Origin of the sequence: Massilia sp. TS11 (assembly GCF_022012445.1) — a bacterium.
Lineage (GTDB): Bacteria > Pseudomonadota > Gammaproteobacteria > Burkholderiales > Burkholderiaceae_D > Telluria.
The window spans coordinates 39501-62424 of record NZ_JAKLTS010000003.1; the positions used below are offsets into that span (position 1 = coordinate 39501).

Sequence of the window (22924 nt, forward strand, 5' to 3'; positions counted from 1 at the left end):
AATCACTTTGGCAAGGCAATTTCGTTGATCAGCGGAGCCCGGCACTTGGGGCATTCGGCCACACAAAAGAGTTTCAGTTGGGCGAGCATCGTTGGGTCTGGGCGCCGGTCGTCCCGCCCTGGGGCGGTAATGCGCAAATCGCGATTGCACACTGTGCAAGACGTGACTGCGCGGACATCAACCCGTCCAAAATGCTGTCCAGGACGTCCAGGACGGACTGCGGCGTGTAGCAAACGCAGCATGCTCTCATTCAAAGGGCGCCATATAGTTGGGTCCGAATGAACAGGCCTTTCTTTTAGGTAGCGTGCCACAAGAGCGCGTGGTGTCGGCTGCGACAAGGCGACGCTGAGTGCCGTGATCGCTTTTGCTACTGCTTCGCCCACCAAGGCATGGCCCACTTGTGAATTGAGCCAATCAGTCGCAAGATCCAGCGTCAATTCAATGTCTGGCGCGCCACTGAATGCCGCTTCTAGGTACTGTGCAGATCGGCTCGCTTTGGTGGGAGCGCTGAAGTTCGCTAGTGATTCCATCAATGCGCTTGGCTTATCGGCGTTTTGCAGGGCTAAAACCGCGGCACAGCCGGCATATTCGAAAAGCATTTGCGCTTGCGCCGCACCAGAAAAAGCGGTGTCCACCGACCTGTGCAACCATTCCCCGACATGACGGACAGCGCCCGGAATATCATTTAGCGGGCCGGCGTGCGCACGCAGCATCACATGAAGCCAAGTGCGCTCCAAGTGGGCCAGGTTCAGGAGAATCTGCTCGGGTTCCTCACCCGCCGCGCGTGCGCGCTCGATTCGCCGTTGCAGTTCCTCTCTGCAGTCGCCGATGAGACTTTCAAAGTTGCCAATCGCCGCAAGCAGAATTTGTTGTGCAGCCTCCACCTTTTCCGGATCGGCATCGTCCTCATGCTCCGGGTGCACGATTGGATGCGCCGGCGGCCGCACAGTTCGTCTTGTCGCAGATGGGGACGTTGACGTTTCCGGGCCATATTCAACCTGCGATGCCGAGGGGCCGAGTAAGACGTGCGCTAGCTGTCCCCAGACTGACCATCCAGATTGTCCGCTGGCTAGCGCAGTCAGCAGTCGCTCGCGGGTTCCGCCGACAGCCGGGTGGGGACCATCGGTGATGACTTCGCGGGGAAGCGCCGTTGGTTCAGGTGCATCAGCTGCGCCCCGTTCAGAAGCGTTTTTGTGGTGTTTGCTTCCCGCCCATTGACCGATGTTGGAAGGGTTCTCGGCCGTGAAAATGCGGATCTCGTCCATTAGGATTGTCAGCAAGCCCGCAAAACCAGCTGCGCTCTCGGAACCTTGGCCCACATCCGCCAGACTGGACAAGAGGGCACGTCGCTGTGCTCCGATGTTTAGGATGTGCGGCAGCGATACCCAGCCGCGCGCGGCATGGGAACCCGCATCCATGCGTATTTGCAGCCCGCTTTCCCTGTCGGTGTCAATCTGCTTTACCAGTCTAACTTTGAATTCGCCGTCCTCGTTGACACAGACCGGCTGTGAGGCCGTCGGTGCAAGCTCGCCGCTCTGCAGGCTGAAGGTCCATTCTCGCGGCGCCGATGCGACATAGCCAACGATGCGTCCGGAAAGGGTGCCCAATGACAAAGACGCGGTTACCGGCAATTCGCCGATCCCCCCGACGCGTGGAAAGAGTTGCTTTTCGAACGGCATGGGTTCTACCTCGAACCACTCCGTCGATGGCGAAACGTCGCGCCGGAGGACGCCGCATTCGATATTGGAGCAGCTAGTCAGCGATTCTGCAGTGGCGTTAAAGCTCCCCGTGAAAATCGTCGCTCGGCCGGCAGCGCGCCACTCGTACCATTTCGCGTGAGGAAAGCGACTCTTCACCTGGCGAGCCGCGACAGCGCGAATTGAGCACTCCCAATTCGAAGCACGCTCAAAAGGGAATGGCGACGAATTTGCTTTCGCATCGACGGCCACCAGCAACGTTCTTGGTCGTGTTGCTTCGACCAGTTGCTTAACGGGGATCGCCTCTGGATGGTGGTAGGGCGACATGACAAGAAATTCGTCGAATTCTTGGCCAGCTAGTTCGCGGATCAATTGATGTGACGCTGGCTCGCCAAGACAATGGACGAATTGCACGTCTTGTGCGTTGGGATATTTTTCGGCCAAGGCCTGCGTTCGCCTTTGCAGTCCTTCCAACGGGCCGCCGGCATCGCCGATATCGATCCTATTGGTGCGCAGTTTCGCCAATTCGCCAAAGAACACTGCCGCTTGCGCGAATGCCTTCGCGTGCAAAGCTGGGCGCAAGAGTTCAAATACTTCCAGGTTACCGCCGTGGCCGGCGTAAGTTAGATTGCCGCTGCCAACCATCAGTACGTCGCCATCACCGTCCTCAGGCCATAGATAAATCAATTTGGGATGGAAAATTCCTGACCTGACATGCACCGGATGGACGACATAGTCGCGTCCGGCGTGCCGGCTGCGTTGTTCCACGAGGGAATCCCGGTAACCCAAGGCATCGACATAGAGGTCGATTGCGCTGCAACCTTGAGCGCGAAGGCGCGGCAAGACGTAGCATTCAAAATAAGTGAGGGAAAGCGTAAAACTGGTGAAGACGGCACGGCGCCAACGGCCATTCGCGATAATTTCGGCGATTGAGCTTGAATTTTCAGACATAAGAGTGACAGTCGGTAAATGCCAAAAGTATAGCTAAACGGAATCCTTGGTAATTGTTGGATTGGGTCAATTACTTCTTCTGGCTGAGTTTCAATCGCAAGGCTAGGCGGTGTTGGGTCGAGTTTTCTCTTGCGCCTTGGGGGGAAGGAAGGGTGGTTCAAAGGTGAGTAATTGCAGAAAGGGTGTGCACGGACTCCGCTAAACGTGCACGTGCTTCAGTTTGATGGCGAATTGGCTGACGTCGGTTTTCAATTCCAAGAGGTGTTGACCGGCGCAAGCGATCAAGACCCTCCCGTAACAGCACGGTAGTGCGCAGACTGGTCCGTGATAGCCGGAGGCCGCACATAAACCAGGCGTGTTTGGAGTAGGGGTTCTTGCTTGTCGAGCGTGCCACGCCGTGATGAACTCGCGATGAAGCCCCATTCACTCTCGAGCGGTATGGAAGAACAGCAGACATATTTGATAGCCGATCGCTTGATCGAGCGCTCCGACACGGCCCTACAGTCTGCCCTGGCCGCATGCCACAGGAGCGCGGCCCGTCCGCGCTGTATGTGCGTGCCAGGCGGCGTGGAAATGTATGTCGCGCGCTACCATCGCTTTGTCGTGAAGTGCATGCCGGGCACGGGCGCTCTGCACCATCCTCGTTGCATAGCGTACGAACCGGAGCCCGATGTCTCCGGCGCTGGTGCGCTCGTCGGAACCGCCATGCGGGAAGGGCCGGATGGCCTGGTCGATGTCAGCGTCCGATTCGCCTTGGCCCGCCAACCAGGGCGCTCCAGGCCTTCCGCCGCAGCCTCTGACCGGCCCGATGTGGTCGCGGGCGCGCAGCCGATGTCTCTGACGGCCTTTCTGCATCTGCTCATGGAGCGTGCAGCGCTGCAGCGCTGGCACCCCGCGATGGCTGGTAAGCGTTCCTATTCGCTCTTCCAGCGTTACTTGCTTGATGCTGCCTGCGAAATTCGCATGAAGGGAGTTCTGCTGCGCGACCTGCTCTTCGTCCCGGAACCATACTATCCTGAGCACAAGGTGGCGATTGCGGCGCGCCGCAACCGCCGGTTGAGCCGCTTGACGGTACGGGAGGATGGCCGCATCCCGATGCTACCGATCATTGGCGAATTGAAGGCCATCGAACAGGGGGCAACCAATCGCCTCGTGTGGCTAAAGCATATGCCAGACTTGCCACTCTTGATCGGCGCGCAAGTATGGGAGCGCCTCGCGCGCAAGCACCGCGAGTTGATTGACACGATGGACGCTGTCGCCCAGACTCGTGTCGTCCTAGCCGCTATCGTCTGGGCCCGCAGCGAGCGCGAACTTCATGTCGATACCATGACGCTTATGTTGACATCGAAGGTTTGGATGCCACTGGCGGGGAGCCACGAACTCGGACTACATGACGCCCTCGTGAGAGCCGGTCGGCGATTCCTCAAGCCTCTGCGTTATGACGCCAAGTCTTGGGGCGCTTTCGCCAATTTTCTTCTACTTGATGCCGGGCCTCGACCGCTTCCTCTGCATGTACTCGATCCTTGGGCGGAATTGCGGGACCAGCAGGAGAAGCAGGCGGCCATTGACAAGGACGAAGGTTGCTGGCGGTGGAGGCTAGATCACGCCATGCCGGCGCTGCCACCGGTGGCAACCATCGGTGACGACAATTGATACAAAAGGGGAGACCGCGCCTACTCGCTTTGGCGAGTAGGCGAAGGGCGGGCCGTCAGTGGGCCCGACGCGCTGCGGTCCCACCACTTGACGCGGCGCGGTTCGGCGAGACCCTAGAAGTGCGAAATGAATCGCGCTTTCTAGGAGAACGCCATGACTACGACATCAATCGCACTACGCCCACAAACGTCATTCCCATCCGTGCTGGGCCAGCGCAGCACCCGCATTCCGACCAGTGGCAAGATCCGAGCGGGGATCAAAGTCCTGACCCGTTCTGCCGAGAATCACCCCAAGGCGCGCGCCCTGTACGAGGAAGGCGTCGGCGCCGGGCGCAGTTTCGAGGAAATTGAAGCGACGATTGCGCAGACCATTAGTGAATTGCCGCACCCTTTAGTGCCGAAGAACGTCCAGTATTTCACGGCGCGCCCGGGCGATTTTCCCAACCCGAAGACGGCGCAAGAGATTCTCGACGCGTTCGGGGAAGACCGCGGCGACGGTATCAAACGCCTCTACCGCTTCCCCGTCATCTTTCCAGCCGATGTGTGGCAGGCCGTGATGCCGCATGAGCTGGTGGCCTGGGGCGCGAGCGAGCGCAAGTTTTGGAGCGAATATGCCGAAGACGGCTTGATCCGATATTGCAAGTGCTATGCGCCCGCGCCGACCGATCGTGGTGGCAAACGCGTGCTACGTCCTTTTGGCGGACGCAAGACGCAGCTTCGTGCCGAGAACGGCGGCATGTGCGACCCGGAGAATTGCCCCGAATTTCAGAGCCGGCAGTGCAACTTGTCCGGCCGCTTCCTGTTTTTCATCCCGGGCATCCGTTCTCTCGATGCGTTCGAACTGCACACGAATAGCTTTACGGCCATGAGCCGGGCCGTCGCTAAATTCCAGACCCTGTCCACCCTTTGCGGCGGACGCCTCGCCGGCTTCGTCGATGGCCGCACGCCGTTCTACCTGAGCAAAGTCAAACGCGCACTGACCCATCTCGACGAGACCGGGCGGGCCGTGCGCAGCGATCACTGGATCATCGAATTGGAAGCGCCGATCGACGTGGCGGCGTTGCTAAACATTGCCCCAGATCGCTTGGAGGGCGAGACCCGGGCAGCGCTCGACATTTTGCAGGAACCCGAAGTGTTGGAGGCTGAGGCCCTTTCGGCGCCTGTATCGCCCAGCTTTGGGCAGGGCTCAGACCGTACCGGGCCCACGGAGGAAGACGTGCGGGCGCGCGCTCTCGCCGCCGGGGTGCCGCCTGAGCGGTTCGAAGCGTTCGCCGACCAGCGTTGGGGCCGCGGCTGGAAGCGCAATCCCGGTGGGCGACGCCTTGTTCTGGCTGAGTTGACCAGAATGGCTGAGCAAGGGGGCATCGCGGCCGAAATCGAAGCCGTGCTGGGCGCGACCGCGTGAATGGAGGCGCCATCATGACCCTTCGAGTTGCGCATTTTTCCGACCTCCACTACGCGACCGGCACCTTGGCGGAAGTAGACCGTTGTTTCGCCTGGGCAGTGCAAGCTGCGGTAGGCGAGGGGTTGGACCTGGCAATCGTCTCTGGCGATGCGACGGACCACGCGCTGGGTGTCCACGCGCCGGCCGTGGACACTTTGGTGCGACGGGTGAGACAGCTGGCGGACCATTGCCCGGTGTTGATGTTGCAGGGTACGTTTTCACACGAGCCGCCAGGCACGCTCAACGTCTTTCGGCATGTGCGCGCGCGTTGGCCCGTCTATGTCGCCGAGCGGATCGAGCAAGTGGCTTTGCTCAATGGCGGTCGGTGGCTGGCCGAGCCGGACTGGGATGAAGCTGTGCCCGAGAACGCACGGGCCGTCGTGACTTGTCTCCCGACAGTCAACAAGGCGACGGTCGCCGCCCATGTTGGGGCAGGTCCCGCGGCGCGTGCCATCGGCGAGCAGCTGGCGGCCGTGTTGGCCCATTTTGGACACGCCAATGAGGCGTTTCGTGCCCTCGGCGTCCCGACCATCGGCGTCGCGCATGGGACGGTGCACGGCTGTGTGACGGAACACGGCGTCCCGATGGCCGGTTTCGACCACGAGTTCACGAGCGCAGCCCTGTTGGCCGCCGGCGCCAGCGCATTCATGCTCGGTCATATCCACAAGCATCAAGCCTGGGAGCGGGCAGGGCGCATGGTCGCCTATGCCGGTTCGATCGGCCGCCTCCATTACGGCGAGGAGGGCGAGAAAGGCTTTTTGCTGTGGAAAGTGGGCGTGCGAGGGGCGACGTGCAGCCTCGTCCCTACGCCAGCCCGACGAACGGTCGATATCGTGTTCGACGGCCCGCCGGACCTGAACCAGCTGGCCGAGCGGGCCGCGCAAGCGGATGTCGACGGCGCTTACGTGCGGGTGCGCTGGCAAGTGGCTGAGGAAGACCGGCATGCTATCGACCGGGCGGCCATCGAGCATCTGCTGGCGTCCGCTGCAGAATGCAAGCTCGAGGGCCGGATCATCGGCGTGCAACGGGCACGTGCCCCCGGCATGGCCACGGAGACGAGCGTGGAAGCGCAGTTGGCGCGCTGGGCCGGCCTGGTCGAAGCGGACCCCGAACCCTTGCGCGTGCGGCTCGTCGCATTGCGCGAAGCCGCGCCCGAGGCGATTGCCGAAACTATCCTGGCTGAGTCGCTGCCGGCCGCTTCGTTGCCACTCGCGGCTTGATGAACGACGGGAGGATCGAACATGAAGCCCATTTCTTTGACGTTGCGTGGCTTTCGCGGCATCCGCGACGGCCTGGGACGCGATGAACTGCATTTGGACCTCGCCGCACTGTCGGGCGGGGCGTCTTTAGTCGCGCTGGTCGGGTGTAATGGCCGCGGCAAGAGCACGGTTCTGGACAATCTCACTCCATTTCTGACCATGCCATCGCGCGCAGGCGGAGACGGTGGCGGCAGTTTCCACTACTACGAACACGTCTGCCTGCCCGAGAGTACGAAGGAACTGGTCTGGGAGCACGCTGGGCAACGCTACCGCAGCACGGTGCTGATCCGCACCAATGGGCGCCGCAAGACGGAAGCCTATTTGCACGAATGGCGCGACGGTTGGCGCGCCGCGCGGCTGCCCGACGGCACGCAGTCCGACGGGCGCATCGACAGCTATGAGCGCTGCGTCGAATCCTTGCTCGGTACGCCGCGTGCGTTCTTCGTCTCCGTATTCGCCGCCCAGGGCCGGCGCCATCTGGCGGCCTACGACAATGGCGAGATCAAGGCTTTGTTGGCCGACATACTCGGACTGGACGCCATCCGTGCGCTGGGTATCCAGGCCAATGAAGTCGTCAAATTGCTTCGTGGCGGGCTGACTCGCTTGCGGCAAGAGTCGGCGCAGTGTGAAGTCGATCTGGCTCGGATCGTGACGAATCATGGCGTATTTGGCGATACGGCCGCCCGCGCGGGAGAAGCACTCGCCTTGCGCACGGCGCGCGCTGCCGGCGTCTCCGCCGCCGAACGCGAATTGGCGCGCGCGGAAGCCCTCGCCACCCAGGAGGCCGATACCGATTCCAGGCGGCGCCGATTGGAAGACGAGCTGGCCCAAATCGACGGGCTGGAACTGGCGGGGCGCCAGGACCGCGCGGCGCTACGACAGCGCGAGCTCGCGCGTGACGGGCAGGCATCACGCCGCATGGTTGCACGGGCAAAGGCCGCGGCAGAGCGCCGCGTGCGAGCGCGGGCCGAGCGCAGCGAATGGGAGAACTTGCTCGCGCTGGAAGCGCGCATCGTCCGCGCCGGTCGTCGCCTTGGACTTGCCCGGCAAGTTTTGTCTGCACGGGAGGCAGCCGTCCAGGTCAATCTGGAACAGGTACTGGAATTGCAGGAACGGCAGGCGGAACGTCGGCGACTGGCAGAGGCGATCGCGGCGATCGAACGCGAGGCCGGCCAAGTGCTGCTGCGTTCGGAAGATGCGGGACGGCGCGCTTGTCTCACCGGTCAGGTGCCCTGTCGCGGGCATGCGATGCAGGCCGCTTGCCAACTGCTTGCCGATGCGCGCACTGCGGCCATGCAGAGTTCGTCTCTGCAGGCTGAGCGCAGCCGCTTGCTCCGCGAACGGGATGGATTCGCGGACAGCCTCGTACGCGTTGACGCGCAAATCGCCGTATTGGAATCCGCGCCCATGTGCTTGCGGCGGGCGCGATCCGCTCTCGAAGCTACACGTAACAGCGTAGCGGCGCGCGCGGATTGGGCGGGCAGGGCAGTTGCGCTGGGGCGGGCCCGAGCGGCACTTGCGCGCTTGGATGAGCAGCAGCGCGCGGCGGATTTGGCGGACACGAGTGGCGATGCTGAGGATGCGCGTGAGCGCGAATGCGCCACGAACGAGTTGGCGCGAATCGACGCTATCGACGCGCGCGAGGAAGAGCGGTGCTCGGCGCAACGGACTCGCGTCCGGCAGGCCATCGCCGATTTGCCCGTAAGTCAAGGGGCGGAACGTGTCGCTTCGGCCCGTGCTGCTTTGGCCCAAGCGCGGCAATCGTTGGATTGGGCGGAAAACTCCTATGTCAATGCCATGCGCGACCAACAACGTCAGGCGGATTTGACCTCGCAGCGTGCCGATGTCGGCATCCGCAGGGACCGATTGGCCGCCCGCGTCCGCCTTGTCGAAGCTGAACTCGGCTATTGGCAACTGCTGACGAAGGCCTTCAGCAACGATGGCGTAATCGCTCTGGCCATTGACGACGCCGGCCCCGCCCTCGCGGCGCTGGCCAACGACTTGCTGTTGGCTTGTTACGGCGGACGCTTCAGCTTGTCGATTCAGACGCAGGTGGCGAATGCGAACGGCCAGATGCGGGAGAGCTTTGACGTTCTCGTCTACGACGCCGATGCGGCCAGCAGCAAAAGCGTGAGCGAGATGAGCGGAGGCGAGCGCGTGTGGATCAACGAGTGTCTGACGCGCGCGATTGCGCTTTATTTGGCGCAACAAGGTGGGCGACAATACAGGACGCTCTTCTCCGACGAGGCCGACGGTGCGCTCGATAGTGACCGTAAGCGGATGTTCATGGCCATGAAGCGTGAAGTGTTGAGGATCGGCGGGTACGATCAGGAATTCTTTGTATCCCAAACGCCCGAACTGGCGGACATGGCGGACGTCTGTATCGACCTGGACAAGTATTGCGTCTCCGAGCAGGAAGGCCTCCCGAAGGACTGGCCCGACGACCATGCTGTCATCTGATCGCCCATCAGTGAAGGGCCTGGCGTGGGCCCGCTGTGCTTTAAATGTGGCGGGGGCGCGACGTTCAGCGCCGCCTCCAGTTGCCATCGAGCGCGTGGAAGACTCGATGCCGCACCTGGTGCTAGGCTCGCTCCCATGACTGATGCAACTGAATTTGCGATTGAGGGCGTCCGGGCCGCCTTGGAGCGGCATGCATGGGCCACAGCCATGGTCGTCGATGCGGCCGTTGGCCTGGCGTCAGTCATCGGAACGGCGCCGGCGGCACACTGCCTTGCCCAAGGTGGCGTACCCTTCGACGTGGCTTTGCGTGTGCTGACCAGGCCCGGGCTGCGCCGGCGGGAATTGCGACCGTTCCCGGCTGACGCCCCACCCGGTCGAAGACGCGCGCCTAAGCTCGCTGCCGACTCCGTCCCGCCGATTGTCTACCTGCTGCCATGGTGCTTCTTGCGTTGCCGGGATTCAATTACCTCGCTTGGCGCGCTGGTGAGCTTACACAGCCAAGCCCGGCATACGACAATCGTCTTTTAACGATCCGTCAGTTTTTCCGATCCGGACAGGGTGAAGCGTGCGCCTGCAGCCCATTGCAGGACAGGGTCGAATAGTTGAGCCACGCAGTCGGCGCCGAGTTGGGCCCGCGCGACTTTTGCGCGCGGTGGCCCGTAGTTTCAAGAATTTCCAACTCACCCTGGAAGCGCCGGGCTAAACGATCCAGCACCCGTGATCTGGGGAGTTCGACACCGCGATTAAACATACAGTAAAAGTAAATTTTCACATATGCTGTATTAATATGCAGTAGTTTTGAACAAAGGCCAGGGCCGAGCATTTGGTACGCGGCCAGGTCGATTCACCAGCAGCTTTGAAAATCAGAGACTTAGGACCGCCCGTTGGCCTGCATCTGTCGGTTTTTGCCGGATAGTGAGGACAGAAGTCACGCAAGAGTCACGCAGCTCAGCAAGAATTCGAAGATGCAGCGAGGCGCGCTGCCGGCATCGCATTCGATTCCGAAAAAGCGCTTTCGTTTCGTTGCACTATCCGATCGAAATTTTTGCAATGACCTTTTTGGCGCCGCTCGTAGTAGGGACGAGCGCAGATTTATTAAATCTATTTTAACATTCTTCGCATCGTTCAAAAGCGAACACTATTTATCAAAAAGTAAGGGTGACAAAAAGAAAATGTACATGTAGTATCGCGGCTTTGTTTCAAAAACTTACAAATCTGTCCAATTGCAGATTGGCTTGAGGGGCCAAAAAATCCTCTCGAGTTGAACCGGATCCTAGCCCCGATACCATGAATCGTTTCACGTCCCGCCTCGTTGATCGCATTCGCTCTTTCTTCTCCCTCCAGACCCAAAAGGAAACGCCGATAAAGGCCCGCGCCAAGGCCGCGCCGTGGCGTCTCTTGGCCAATCGGGGCTTGGGCTTGCGATTACTGGTTGGGGCGATCGGCCTATCGACGGCGAGTTCCGCCTTTGCCTACGCCAGCATCAGTGGCAGTGCCCCCGGATCGGTGGCGCCGGGGCAGTCGTTTACGGTCAGTTGGACAACATCAGGTGCGAACGACATCAGCGTCTTTTGTAACGCCAATAATGGCGGAGGCTATCCAGCATTCGGCATGAACCTGCCAACCAGCGGTTCAATGTCTGGCGTGGCGCCGAGCGGTAGTACTTCGATCACATGTTCGTTTTATGGTTTTTACACGATTAATGGCAACGTATTAGAAGCCTCCTCGGATACGCAGACGATCACGATTGCGCAGGCATCGCCGCCACCGACCATTTCGGTCTCGCGCAGTCCGAGCCCGATGACTGCAGGGCAGTTGTACACGGTGAGCTGGAGCACGACCAATGCGACCTCGGTCTCGTCGAGCTGCGAGAGCGCGGGTTCGCCGAATGGTTCTGCCAGCGGCACGGCCAGTGCCTCCTGGGTGTCGAGCCCGCCGTCCTGTACCTGGACCGCATACGGCCCGGGAGGCAGCGCCTCGACCTCGGAGACGCTGAGCACGAATGCGGCGCCACCACCAATGGCGACGCCGACTGTCTGGGGGAGTGTGCCGGGTTCGGTTCAGGCAGGCAGCAGCTTTACGGTGAGCTGGGGAACGACTAACGCGAGCCAGGCACAGATATTCTGCCGTGCGAACTCGTCAGGCAGCTATCCCGTTGCCTACTATCCTGCTCCGACCAGTGGCAGCACATCGGGAACGGCGCCAAGCGGAACGGGAGACACGCAGATAGATTGTTCGTTCTACGGCATTCGTTCCGATGGCTATACGGTTGCGGACTACAAGTCATTCCCAATCACGCAAGCGACACCTGCGCCGACTTTGAGTTTGTCGACAAGTTCAGTCTCAGTAACGGCGGGCCAATCGTTCTCAATTGATTGGACTGGCACCAATGCCACTTCTGTCAGCTACAGCTGTTCAGCCTCCGGCAGCGGCATGAATACCAGCGGAAGCGGCGCTGGATCGAGTGGAACATTCTCGCGCACCAGTTCGTCGACGTGGGTTGGCTATCCGTCTACGTGCACGTTCACGGCAAGTGGACCCGGCGGCAGCGTATCGCGTAGCGCGACGGTAACAACAACGGCAGCGCCGGCTGCCGTATTGTCGGTGTCGTCGCCTCCCTCGTCAGTTAATGCTGGCGACACTTTAGGCTGGAGTTGGAGCAGTAGCAATGCGACGGACGTGGCCTATAGCTGCTCGGCGGCAGGTGGTTCCACCGGTTCGACGCATGTCGCGCTCAGCGGTAGCACAGGAATGGGAGTGCCCAGCAATTGGGCGGGTTATACGATGAGTTGCACCTGGGTGGCAACCGGTAACGGAAACCCAGACAGCAAGTCTTTCTCGATTACCGTGAATTCGCCGCCGCCAGCGCTTGTAAATGGCGCGTCCTTTTCGTCGCAATCGACACCGCCTGCCTCGATGATTGCTGGCCAAACGGCGAATGTCTCGGTGACGATGACTAACAACGGGACGACGACTTGGACGGCCAGCGACAACTACAAGCTCGGCTCGCAAAATCCTCAGGACAGCACCTACTGGGGCTTGTGGCGCGTCCCTGTCGGCACCGCGGTGGCGCCGGGAAGCAGCTACACGTTCAACTTCACCATTACCGCACCATCCACGCCTGGCACTTACAACTTCCAATGGAAGATGTTGAAGGAGTCTGTCGAGTGGTTTGGCGCCTCAAGTCCGAACGCGACGGTGACCGTGACGGCGGCAAATGATGCCGCGGTCGGCGAATCCTATGGGACCTACGGCTTGCCGTCGTTTGGCGTGTGGCCCAATTCGACCTCCTACGCCTATGTCAAGATGCGCAACACCGGGAACACGACATGGACGGCGAATCAATACCAATTGGTGTCGCAAAACAGTCCCTCCAATTTGTGGGGAACGACCAGCGTTACGTTGAATACGAGTGTGGCACCTGGAGCTGTCGCGGAATTTGAGGTGCCGATTAATACCGCCACCGCCGGTTATGCGACCTTGCCATTCAAGTGGTGTCTCGCCAAGGTGGGCGGCTCGTGCTTCGCCAATTCTTACGATGCATCGATCCAAATCAATGGAGCGGCCCCGACGACGGCGCTTACCAGTGCACCTTCAGTGACCCTGTACTCCGGTCCTGGCGGAGTGGCGAACTATACGATCACCGGTACTGCCACTCCCGGAAATAATGCGCGGATTTCAAGCGTTGATTTCCTCCGTAGCAGTGACCCGGTGGGTACACGAATTAGCTACAGCAGTGCGGGAACGCAGAGTTTCTCACAGGTGCTGAGCCTGCCTGTTGGGGTGCACAACATCTGGGCGCGTGCGATCGACAACTACAATGCGGCCAACATTCAGTCGAGTTCTCCTTATGTGTCTGTAACCGTGCTGGCGCCGCCGGCACCAGATACGACCCTGACGGCGCCAGACAATAACAGCACTATCGTCACCGCAGGCACGTCCTCCAATGTGACAATCACTTGGAACACGGCCTATACCACAGGCGCCAGCTTCAAGTCGGTAACGGTGTATAGCGATGGCAATCTGGCCACAACAATTAGCAGCACTAGTACGAGTGCCGTGGTAAGTCTTCCAGTACGAAGCCAGGCATATGGTTTGAGCGTCCGCATCACGGACAGCAATGATCGCTCGGCAGAATCGAATCGGATTTATGTCACTGTCCAGCAGGCGCAGCCGCCGACGACAAGCTTCACGACGCCTTCGACCAATCCGACTTTGACGGCGGATGGCAGCGGCAATGCTTCGCTGTCAGTGGTGGCATCGGCTACCGCCTATAACGGTGCCTCCGTCACGAAGGTGGAAGTGTATGAAGGGGCAACGCTGAAGGCGACGCTCAATCCGAGCAGCTTCAGTGGCACGGTTACGCTTTCTGGCACAGGCGCTCACGTCTTGACGCTGAAGATCTATGACAGTAACGGCCAAACCAATGTGGGCAGTAACAGTGTTACGGTCCAGGTGAACGCTCCTGCGCAGACCTACGGTCCGATCGCCGGATATGTTGACAGTATTACATACGATGTAAATGGCGCCGCATTCTTGAATGGTTGGGTTTGCGACAAATACTATGACGCTGCAATCCCGGCGCGTATCTATGCGATCAACGGTTCTGGCGTTAAGACACTTCTAACTTCGCAAACAACAAACCTTGGCAATGAGGCGGCGGTCGCCACGTCGTGCGGTTTGCCAAATTCGCAGGTGCCGCATCGTTGGAGTATCAGCCTTGGGAGCTTCCAAGCAGCGTACGCCGGTCAAAACTTGGAAGTTTATGGGTTCTCGACCGTTCGAAGCGTAGAAGAAAAGATTCCAGGCAATAGTTTCACAATGCCGGCACCCGCCACGGCACCCGTTCCTTCAATCACCAATCCTACGGCCTCGACTATTTCGACTGACCTACAGGTTGCGACCACAACGATTAGTGGTACCGCAGTTGCATCGAGCGGTCGCAGCATTTCAGCCGTGGAATTGGTTGTTGATGGCGGGGCAGCAAAGCCGATGACGCTTAGTGGCGGGGTCTGGAGTGTCAGCGTCGATCTGACCAACGATGCCACTCATACCTTGCTGATGCGTGCCACCGACAATACCGGCGCGCAAGGTACGGCCAGCCGCACAGTATCGATTGCCCCGATTACGCGTAAGAATGATGCCGAATTCGTGTCGCAGGATGCCGTACCTAACTTGCTCGCGGGCCAGGCGGGTACGACGAAAGTCCGTATGAAGAATACGGGCAATACGACTTGGGATGCGAGCACGTATTTCCTCGGCGCGCTAAATCCGCGCGATAACCTGAATTGGGTGAATCCGCCTCGTGTCAGCCTGCCGAACTCGGTGGCGCCAGGCCAGACCGTCGAAATCACGGTCAACTACAACGCCGCTGTGATTGCGGGATCGTATGGCTTCCAATGGCAAATGATTCAAAAGAATGTGGAATGGTTTGGCGCCATCACCGCAAACTTGCAGGTCAATGTCGCGGCACAGACCGATACCTCCATGAGCGGCCTAGTTTCGGCGACGCCGAGCAATGCCCGCGTGGGCACGGACGGCAAGCTCAATGTGACGATTACCGGCAAAGGCACGAGCACGACCAACCGCCTGATGCGCGTGGACTTGATGCGCAACTATTTCGACGGCCAGGGCTGGAGGCTGACGGGCACCTACAATACGAACGGCAGCGCCACCGGCACGCTGAACTTGAGCAGCACCATGTCGCTCGGCACGGGCTATTACGGCTTCAAGTTGCGCATGACGGACGTGAATGGCACCGTGTGGGAGTCGGTGCCGACCTATGTCAACGCCATCAACAGCAGCTTGCTGGGCCAGATCAATGGGGTGCGCACGACGGGTTCGGGCGCGAATACAGGCGCCTTGCTCACTGGCTGGGCTTGCGCCTCGGGCCAGGATGCGGCCTTGAGCTACTCGCTGTACACGAACGGTCCGGGCACGGGCGCTGGCGGAACGCTGGTCTCGACCGGCACGGCCAATACGATGACGGAAGGCGACGACGCCGCCGTGCGCACCAGCTGCGCGACACCCAATTCGAGCCACAGCTTCGTGATCGACCTGGTCGACGTGGCCTCCAAGGTTTCCGGCGGCATTCCTGCCGGTACGCCGCTGTATGTGCTGGTGCAGAACGCATCCGGCACGAGCACGGCCTTGCCCTGCGCGGACAATAACTGCGCCATGCCGGGCAGCCTGCGCGTGGCGCTGTCGACGCCGGCCGATGGCGACACCGTCGTCGCCGGTTCTCAGGTATTCCTGCGCGCGGCGATCCAGCCCGCGGCGAACGTAGCCGACGAGATCGCCTTCAGCGTCGATGGCCAATGGATCAATGGCGCGTGGGACGCCGCGGCCGGCGCTTTCTTCGCCAGCAAGGCTGACTTTACGGCCAACACCAGCGGCTACACGGTGATGGCCAAGGTGCGCCAGGGCGGCGTGACGGTGTATTCGCCGCCGGTGACCTTGTATGTCACGCCGAGCAATCTGTATGGCCTGGTAATGACGAAGCCGGCCAACGGTACGCTGACGGCGGCCGTGGCGCCGGTGGCGCTGACCGCTCGCCCGGGCGGCAATACGGCCTCAGTGACCGAAGTGCGCTTCTATGTGAACAAAGTGCAGGTCGGTACGGGCACGAACACCAGCGGCGACTGGAGCTACACCTGGACGCCGCCGCGCGCCGGCTATTACACGATCAACTCGGCCTCGTACAACGGCACGACCTTGCTGGCTGTGTCCAGTGGCGTGCGTGTCGGCGTGGGCGTGGATACTGGTCCGAGCTCAAGCGCGCCATTGGCTGTCTCCTCGAGTGCTCCGTATCTTGGAAATGCAAACGCGGGCACATTACCAGGCAGCCTGGGTGTCTCCCCAGGCGGTGCGGCGACCTATGGCATTGACATTGTCGTGCCGCCTGGCGCGGCTGGCGTGCAGCCCCACCTGTCGCTGCAATACGATAGCCAGGCAGGCAACGGTCTCGTTGGCCTCGGCTGGTCGCTCAGTGGCTTGTCGCGGATTCACCGCTGTGGCCGTACGATCGCTCAGGACAACATCAACAGCCGTATCGCTTTCAATACGACGGATCGCTTGTGTCTCGATGGCCAACGCCTGGTGGCGATCAATAAAGATGCCTCCGACGCCGGCTACTGGGCCGATGACGCCGAATATCGCACCGAACTGGATCGCTTCGCTCGCGTCCGGGCCCAGGGTACAGGCGTCGCCAACCGCAGCTTCATCGTGCAGGAAAAAGACGGCCGTATCATGAGCTACGGTTCGACCACCTCGGGCCGTATTCTGCCTGTCTTTGGCTTCGTCAATAGCAGCGACGCAACTGCCAGCGGTACTATTTTGCAACCGGATCCGACGCAAAAACTGGGTGCGATGTTCTGGGCTCTAGATCGCGTGGAAGACCGATTCGGCAACTATATGTCGGTGACTTACGAGCGCAAAGCCGACACCAGCCACAAGTACGACATGGAAGAGCCGGTGCCCAGTGTGATTCGCTATGGCGCCAAGAATAGTTCCGCGCACGCTGCGGTCGAGTTCCGGTACGAAGACCGTCCGGACCGCTGGACGCGTTACATGGATGAGGCCAGAAACGACCTGATCCGTCGCCTGCAATCGGTACGCACCTATGTCGGCACCAATCTCGACGGGGCGTTGCCGGCGACGGTGGTGCGCCAATATGACTTGGCCTATGAGGTGAGTCCGACCAGCGGTCGCAGCCTGCTGTCCTCGGTACAGGTATCGGCAACCAATCCGCAGACAGGTGCGCTGGAGAGCCTGCCGAAGACGACTCTCGCCTGGGGCAAACCTGATCCGGCCAAGAGCTATGGCTTTACGCGTTTTGGCAGCAATCAGACAGGCAACGACTGGGCCAATGCGCCACAGTTGTCGGTCGTCTTCCAGTCGGGAAGCGTGATCAATCATGAGCTGCATCCCGAGTATTTTGCCTTCATGGATTTCGAGAACCACGGACGCGCCGATGCGCTGGAGAAGAGTGTGGCGCCCGTGTTCTGGGACCATTCGACGCCTCTGAGTTCATATCCGTCAGACCGCCAGCCGGGTACGCGCAAGACCCAATATCGCTACTTCCACAACAATGGCAGTGGTGGGTTCACGCTGTACAACTACCGTTTGAGCACCAACGACGCCTTCGCGGTCGTGGACGTTGCCGACTTCAATGGCGATGGTGCACCGGATTTGCTGGTGTCCTCGAACGGCTCCTCCGACCTCTTGATTTGTCTGTCGCCGCTGGCGGCCCCGGGGGCGCTGGGCGCGGCCGGTTCCACCATCGTCTTCACTTGTGACGCTAACCTGAAGACGACTTACCTCACCAATGGCCTGGGCCAGGTGCTGACTCCGTTTATCACCGATGTACTGGGTGACGGACGTTCGGCGCTGTTCGGGCGCCAGCAGCAGGATGGCACGGCCATGCTGTGCATTCAAAATAACTGCAATCCGGTCAGCAATCCGCCGACAGCCATCATCGGCGTCGACTATGCAGCGGATGGTTCGCCAGAAATTTGGCGCCACAACTACTCGGCATTCGAGCAGATGGTCGACTTCACTGGCGTCGGGAAGACTTACGATGTGCGCTGGACCAAACCGCACTTTGAGAATGGCACACAAGAAACGCAACGCGGCTGGGTTGGTGTGACGATGATCCCAACTGTCAGCATGCTGGCGGTTGACGCGCCCAGTGCCGGTTTTGCCGTGGCGTCGATGATTCCTTATCGGTACAAGATGTACGCACCGGTGGGGCCGGTGACGCCGACCAGCGTCGACCGCCGTACGCCATATTCGTTTGATTACTACTTTGGCGGCCTGGCGTCTTCGGCCGACTTCAACGGCACCGGCTACAGTGGCCTGGCATTCGGCTTCCTGGAACACCAGTGGACAAGCACCACGCACATGGATTACAGCCGTGCCGACATGACCCTGTGCCTGTCTACCGGCCGCGCGCTCGATTGCCATGTCCGCAAGAAGTACAGCGGATCGAACTACATGGCTGTCCGCGGTGTCGGCAACTTCATTGGCGATGGACAGTCCACAATTTTGGTCGAGAAGATCGACAAGAACGCCTCGTGGATTACGCCGCAAGGCAACGGCAAGCTCGCGATGTGTCGCGTGCTGGGCGACGACGTATCCACGGCAGCCGATGGCAGCGATGACAGCAATCTGGTGTGCGACGACTGGGCCGGCCCGCCTGGCTTCAGCTACAGCGCCAATGCAGGCAATGACCGCATCCTCTTCATGGACCTGCTGGGCACGGGCCGCACGCAGATGGTGCGCTACCACGAAGACAACCAGGACACGAGCACGACGCCAAGCTATCGTTGGGAAGTGTATGTGCCGAACGATGTGGCCGTCACCGGCCAGGCACTGGATCGCATCTACAGCGTGAGCAATGGCGTGGGCGCCACCCAGCGTGTCGAATATGCCGATGGCATCGCAACCGGCCTCGTGACGCAAACTGCCTCGGCCCTGAAATCCTACCCGGGCCACTTGAGTGGCGGCCTCGGCAAATACGTGAGCAAGCTCTTCACCAGCAATGGTGTCGCTGCCGATCAAGAGTTCGACTACCAGTACGCCGATCCGGCGGTCGACGTGCAGGGCCGCGGCGCGCTGGGCTTCCGCCTGGTGCAAATCACGGACAAGCAGACCGGCTTCGTGACGACGACGGAATATTCGCAGACCTGGCCGAAGACCGGCTCGGTGCTGTCCAGTGTCGTCAAGATGGCGAATGGCTCCGTCTTGTCGAATACGACCAACACTTACCAGCAGGTGTCGACCTCTGCCGTTCTCGGCGCGCCGACGACCTGGTTCGTTGCCCCGGCCACCAGCGCGGTGCAGAAGTACGATACGAATGGCGCCGACCTGGGCCTGCTGAAAAGCTCGGGCGATGGCGCCTCGGGCGCAATCGTCTACGATGCCTATGGCAATTTGACGGATAAAGTTGACGTACTGAGCGCCACGGGCACGACCGATACGTTCAAGACGGTGGTGAGCAACAAGTACTATCCTGCGGACACTGGCAATTGGCTGGTCGGCCAGCTCAAGACGGCCAGCGTCACGAAATCGCAATCGACCCTTTCCGGGCCTTTGTCGACCACGCGCACGGTGGACTACAAATATGCCGCTGACGCGACTGGCGCCTTGACACAGGAAACGGTGCAAGACGGCGATACGAGCAAATTGATGCGCCTGGTGACGGACTATGGGCGCGATTTGCGTGGCTTGGTCACGTCCCGCACCCAAACCTGGTGGGACCCGGTGGCCGGCGCTTCCGTCAGCCGCGTTTTCAGTACTACCTACGATAACTCGGGGCGCTATCAAACATCGAGCAGTGCACCGGTGGCCGCTGGTAAATCCTTGAGCGAGACTTACGATGCCGACCCGGCGACCGGTGTACGCACGCGCCTGACAGGCCCGAATGGCTTGACCACGATCTGGCAGATCGACGGCTTCGGCCGCGTCACGCTCGAGCGCCGCGCGGACGGCAACGAGACGCGCTCCTATGTCAAAGCCGTCAGCGGCGGCGATGCCAACGGCAGCCCTGCCGGCGCGGTGCTGGCCGCGGTGACGACGCACTACCACGGCGACATCCAGATCGCCGTGCCCGCGGTGGCCTACACCGATTCGGTCGGCCACCAGCTGGGCAGTTTGAGCTACGGCTTCGACGGCACGGCGATCGTGACCGAGCAAAGCTATGACACGCGCGGCCGGCCGTCGGTGACGTATCAGCCGCGCTTCAAGGGCGCGACGGCCTTCATGGCCAAGTCGGTCGAGTATGACGACCTGAACCGGCCGGTCAAAGTGTCGGTTCCGCTCGAAAATACGAGCGCGCCGAACTCGCCCTCGTCCAGCTATGCGGTCACGACCACCAGCTACGACGGCTTCATCACGACGACCACCAATCCCTTGCTGCAGGTGAGGGTGGACCGGCGCTACCTCAATGGCCAGACCATGCAGGTCGAGGCCAAGATCAATGCGGCCGACCAGTCGCCCAAAGTGACCAAGTTCGGTTACGACCCCTTCGGTAACCTGCTGTGGACCAAGGACCCGAATGACAACCTGATCACGGTGATGTTCGATGACCTGGGCCGCAAGATCAAGCTGACGGACCCGGACCTGGGCGCGATCAGCTACGGCGTGGACGCCCTGGGCCAGCTGCGCACGCAGACCAATGCCAAGAGCCAGGTCGCGACCATGTATTACGACCTGATGGGCCGGATGACGCAGCGCCAGGAGGCGGACCTGAGCAGCCAATGGGTGTACGACGCCCAGGCCGGCGGCGATTGCAAACTGAGCTTGAGCTGCGGCCAGCTGGTGGAAGCCTACACGGGCCCCAGCAACAACAAGGACTACGACCGCCTGCAGACTTACGACATCTACGGCCGCCCGAGCACGGTCCAGCAGACCCTGTACAAGGACGTCTACACCAGCAAGACCAGCTACGACGACTGGGGCCGCGTGGTGACGCAGGAGCACCAGCGCAGCGGCGGCAGCAACAAGCGCTACGACCAGCGCTACAACGGCTTCGGCTATTTGGAGCGGGTGGAGCGCGGCAGCCTGGTGCTGTGGAAGGCGACTAAGCAGGACGCCCTGCAGCGCGTGCGCGAAGCGCAGATGGGCAATGGCTTGATCGAAAAGCTGGAATACGACGCCAACACCCAGCGCCTGTCGACATCGGATGCGCTGGCTGGCGCGGTGGACCGCGTCGCCCAGGTCTACCAGTACGACGCGATCGGCAGCGTGAAGCTGCGTTCCCTGTATTGGGACACGAGCGGCTTCAGCGAAACCTTCGACTACGACGAGGTGAACCGCATCAAATCGTCGACCGTGACGGGCGCTGCGGCCATCACCTACAAGTATGACAATGCGGGCAATCTGACCTACAAGTCGGACGTGGGCAATTACACCTACCCGACCCAGGGCGTGGGAGCGACGCGTCCGCACGCGGTGCTAAGCATCGACGGCACGACGCGCGCGGCCGGCAACTACGGCTATGACGCCAATGGCAACCAGACCAGCACGCCGACGGGGACCTACCAGTGGACCTCGTTCGACATGCCGCAATCGCTGACGAAGGGCACAGTGTCGAGCAGCTTCGCCTATGGCCCTGAGCACCAGCGCACGAAGCAAGTGCGCAGCGACGGGGTGACGGTGGTGTACGCGGGCGCATTCGAAGTTGAATGGACGGGCAACACGCCGAAGGTGAAGACCTACTGGCCTCAGGGCCTGGGCGTGGAGATCGACGATGCCACGGGCGCCAACACCAGTTTGTACTGGATGCACAAGGACAATCTGGGCAGCGTGGTGGCAATGACGAAGGCGGACGGCACGATCGGCGAGCGCATGGACTTCGATGCCTGGGGCAAGCGCCGCACGCTAAATGGTCTGCCTGATGCAAGCGGCAAGACCACGCCGGACAGCATTGACGGCCAGATCGACAACAAGGGCTATACGGGCCATGAAATGCTCGATCAGCTCGACTTGGTGCACATGAATGGGCGGGTCTATGATCCGATGGTGGCGCGCTTCCTAAGTGCCGATCCATATATTCAAGATCCAGAGAACGGACAGAGCTATAACCGGTACAGCTATGTTCTGAACAATCCTACGAACCTTGTTGACCCCACAGGTTTCTTCGCGGAGTGTGGTGACAAGGGCAGCCCAAGTTGCGGTGAGGAGAAAAAGAAACCTGAAGCAGAAGTTCCGAAAGTTGAAGTGCAGGGCGAAAAGACGAAGAATGGTCGGGACATGTCAAAGTTCCGGATCGATGTTTCGACAAGCGGCTCGCCATTCGCCGGGAATTATGTCGTCAAGGTGACTGGTCACTTTGGGGCTTCGGCCAAGAACCCATCGACTCCAAAGTTTGCACTTGGCAGTGGCGTCGCGGCATGCGGTCAGTGCCGCCGGTATAAAGGAAACCCGACTGCCGGAGAAATCGAAGGCGGTGCGTCTACCTTGCTCGATCTCATGCCTGGTATTGGTAGTGGCAAGTCAATTGCTCAGATCTATACTGGAACGGACATTATTACCGGTGAGCCCGTCAATCGAGGAGCGGAGACTGCCGGTGTCATTTTGGGCATGATACCCGGAGCAAAGATTGCCGGGAAGTTGGCTCTTAGTAAGTTCGCGGGTCGTGTGGTCGCGCCGGCGAAGCGTGCGACCGGCAAAACTGTCCTGGGTCACTATCCGAGTTATGTTGACTTGTCTGAGAGGTTGAACGCACGCCGCTTCGAGCTACCTGATTCAGTATGGAAAGGGATGAGTGAAGATGAGATATGGATTGCAAATCAAAAATTCTTAGACCGTACAATCATGCGCGGTGACGAAATAATTCTTTCGAATCCGGTGGCTAGACCTGGCACATATTATGAAAAGGAGTTGAACTACCTAATGGACAAGGGATTTACGATTAGCACTGATGCAAGTCGAATGCTGCCTCCACTCAAATGAAAAAGC

At 60.5% G+C, this 22924-nt stretch carries 7 protein-coding genes; 5 read left to right on the top strand and 2 right to left on the bottom strand.

From position 1 onward, the window contains the following. Window positions 1-2: 2 nt before the first annotated feature. On the bottom strand, window positions 3-2648 hold the full coding sequence (locus LZ005_RS05730) for a hypothetical protein (protein ID WP_237805601.1): 2646 nt from the start codon (window positions 2646-2648) through the stop codon (window positions 3-5). A 438-nt stretch (window positions 2649-3086) separates the two neighbouring features. Between LZ005_RS05730 and LZ005_RS05735 the strand changes: the two genes are divergently transcribed. From LZ005_RS05735 to LZ005_RS05750, 4 genes are all read left to right on the top strand, one after another. Continuing rightward, on the top strand, window positions 3087-4301 hold the full coding sequence (locus tag LZ005_RS05735; RefSeq protein ID WP_237805603.1) for a DUF1173 family protein: 1215 nt from the start codon (window positions 3087-3089) through the stop codon (window positions 4299-4301). Window positions 4302-4454: 153 nt separating this feature from the next. Then, window positions 4455-5705 (top strand): hypothetical protein, encoded by a 1251-nt coding sequence (locus LZ005_RS05740; protein ID WP_237805605.1) that lies wholly within the window; start codon window positions 4455-4457, stop codon window positions 5703-5705. A 14-nt stretch (window positions 5706-5719) separates the two neighbouring features. After that, entirely contained in the window at window positions 5720-6964 is a 1245-nt protein-coding gene (locus tag LZ005_RS05745; RefSeq protein ID WP_237805607.1) for a metallophosphatase family protein, read from the top strand. A 21-nt stretch (window positions 6965-6985) separates the two neighbouring features. Then, window positions 6986-9463, top strand: a complete 2478-nt coding sequence (locus tag LZ005_RS05750; protein WP_237805609.1) for a DNA repair protein — start codon at window positions 6986-6988, stop codon at window positions 9461-9463. Between the two features lie 1691 nt (window positions 9464-11154). On the opposite strand, the gene LZ005_RS05755 is transcribed toward LZ005_RS05750, so the two are convergent. Beyond that, entirely contained in the window at window positions 11155-11463 is a 309-nt protein-coding gene (locus LZ005_RS05755; protein ID WP_237805611.1) for a hypothetical protein, read from the bottom strand. A gap of 757 nt (window positions 11464-12220) precedes the next feature. Here LZ005_RS05755 and LZ005_RS05760 point away from each other — a divergent pair. After that, on the top strand, window positions 12221-22918 hold the full coding sequence (locus LZ005_RS05760) for an RHS repeat-associated core domain-containing protein (protein WP_237805613.1): 10698 nt from the start codon (window positions 12221-12223) through the stop codon (window positions 22916-22918). Window positions 22919-22924: the final 6 nt, after the last annotated feature.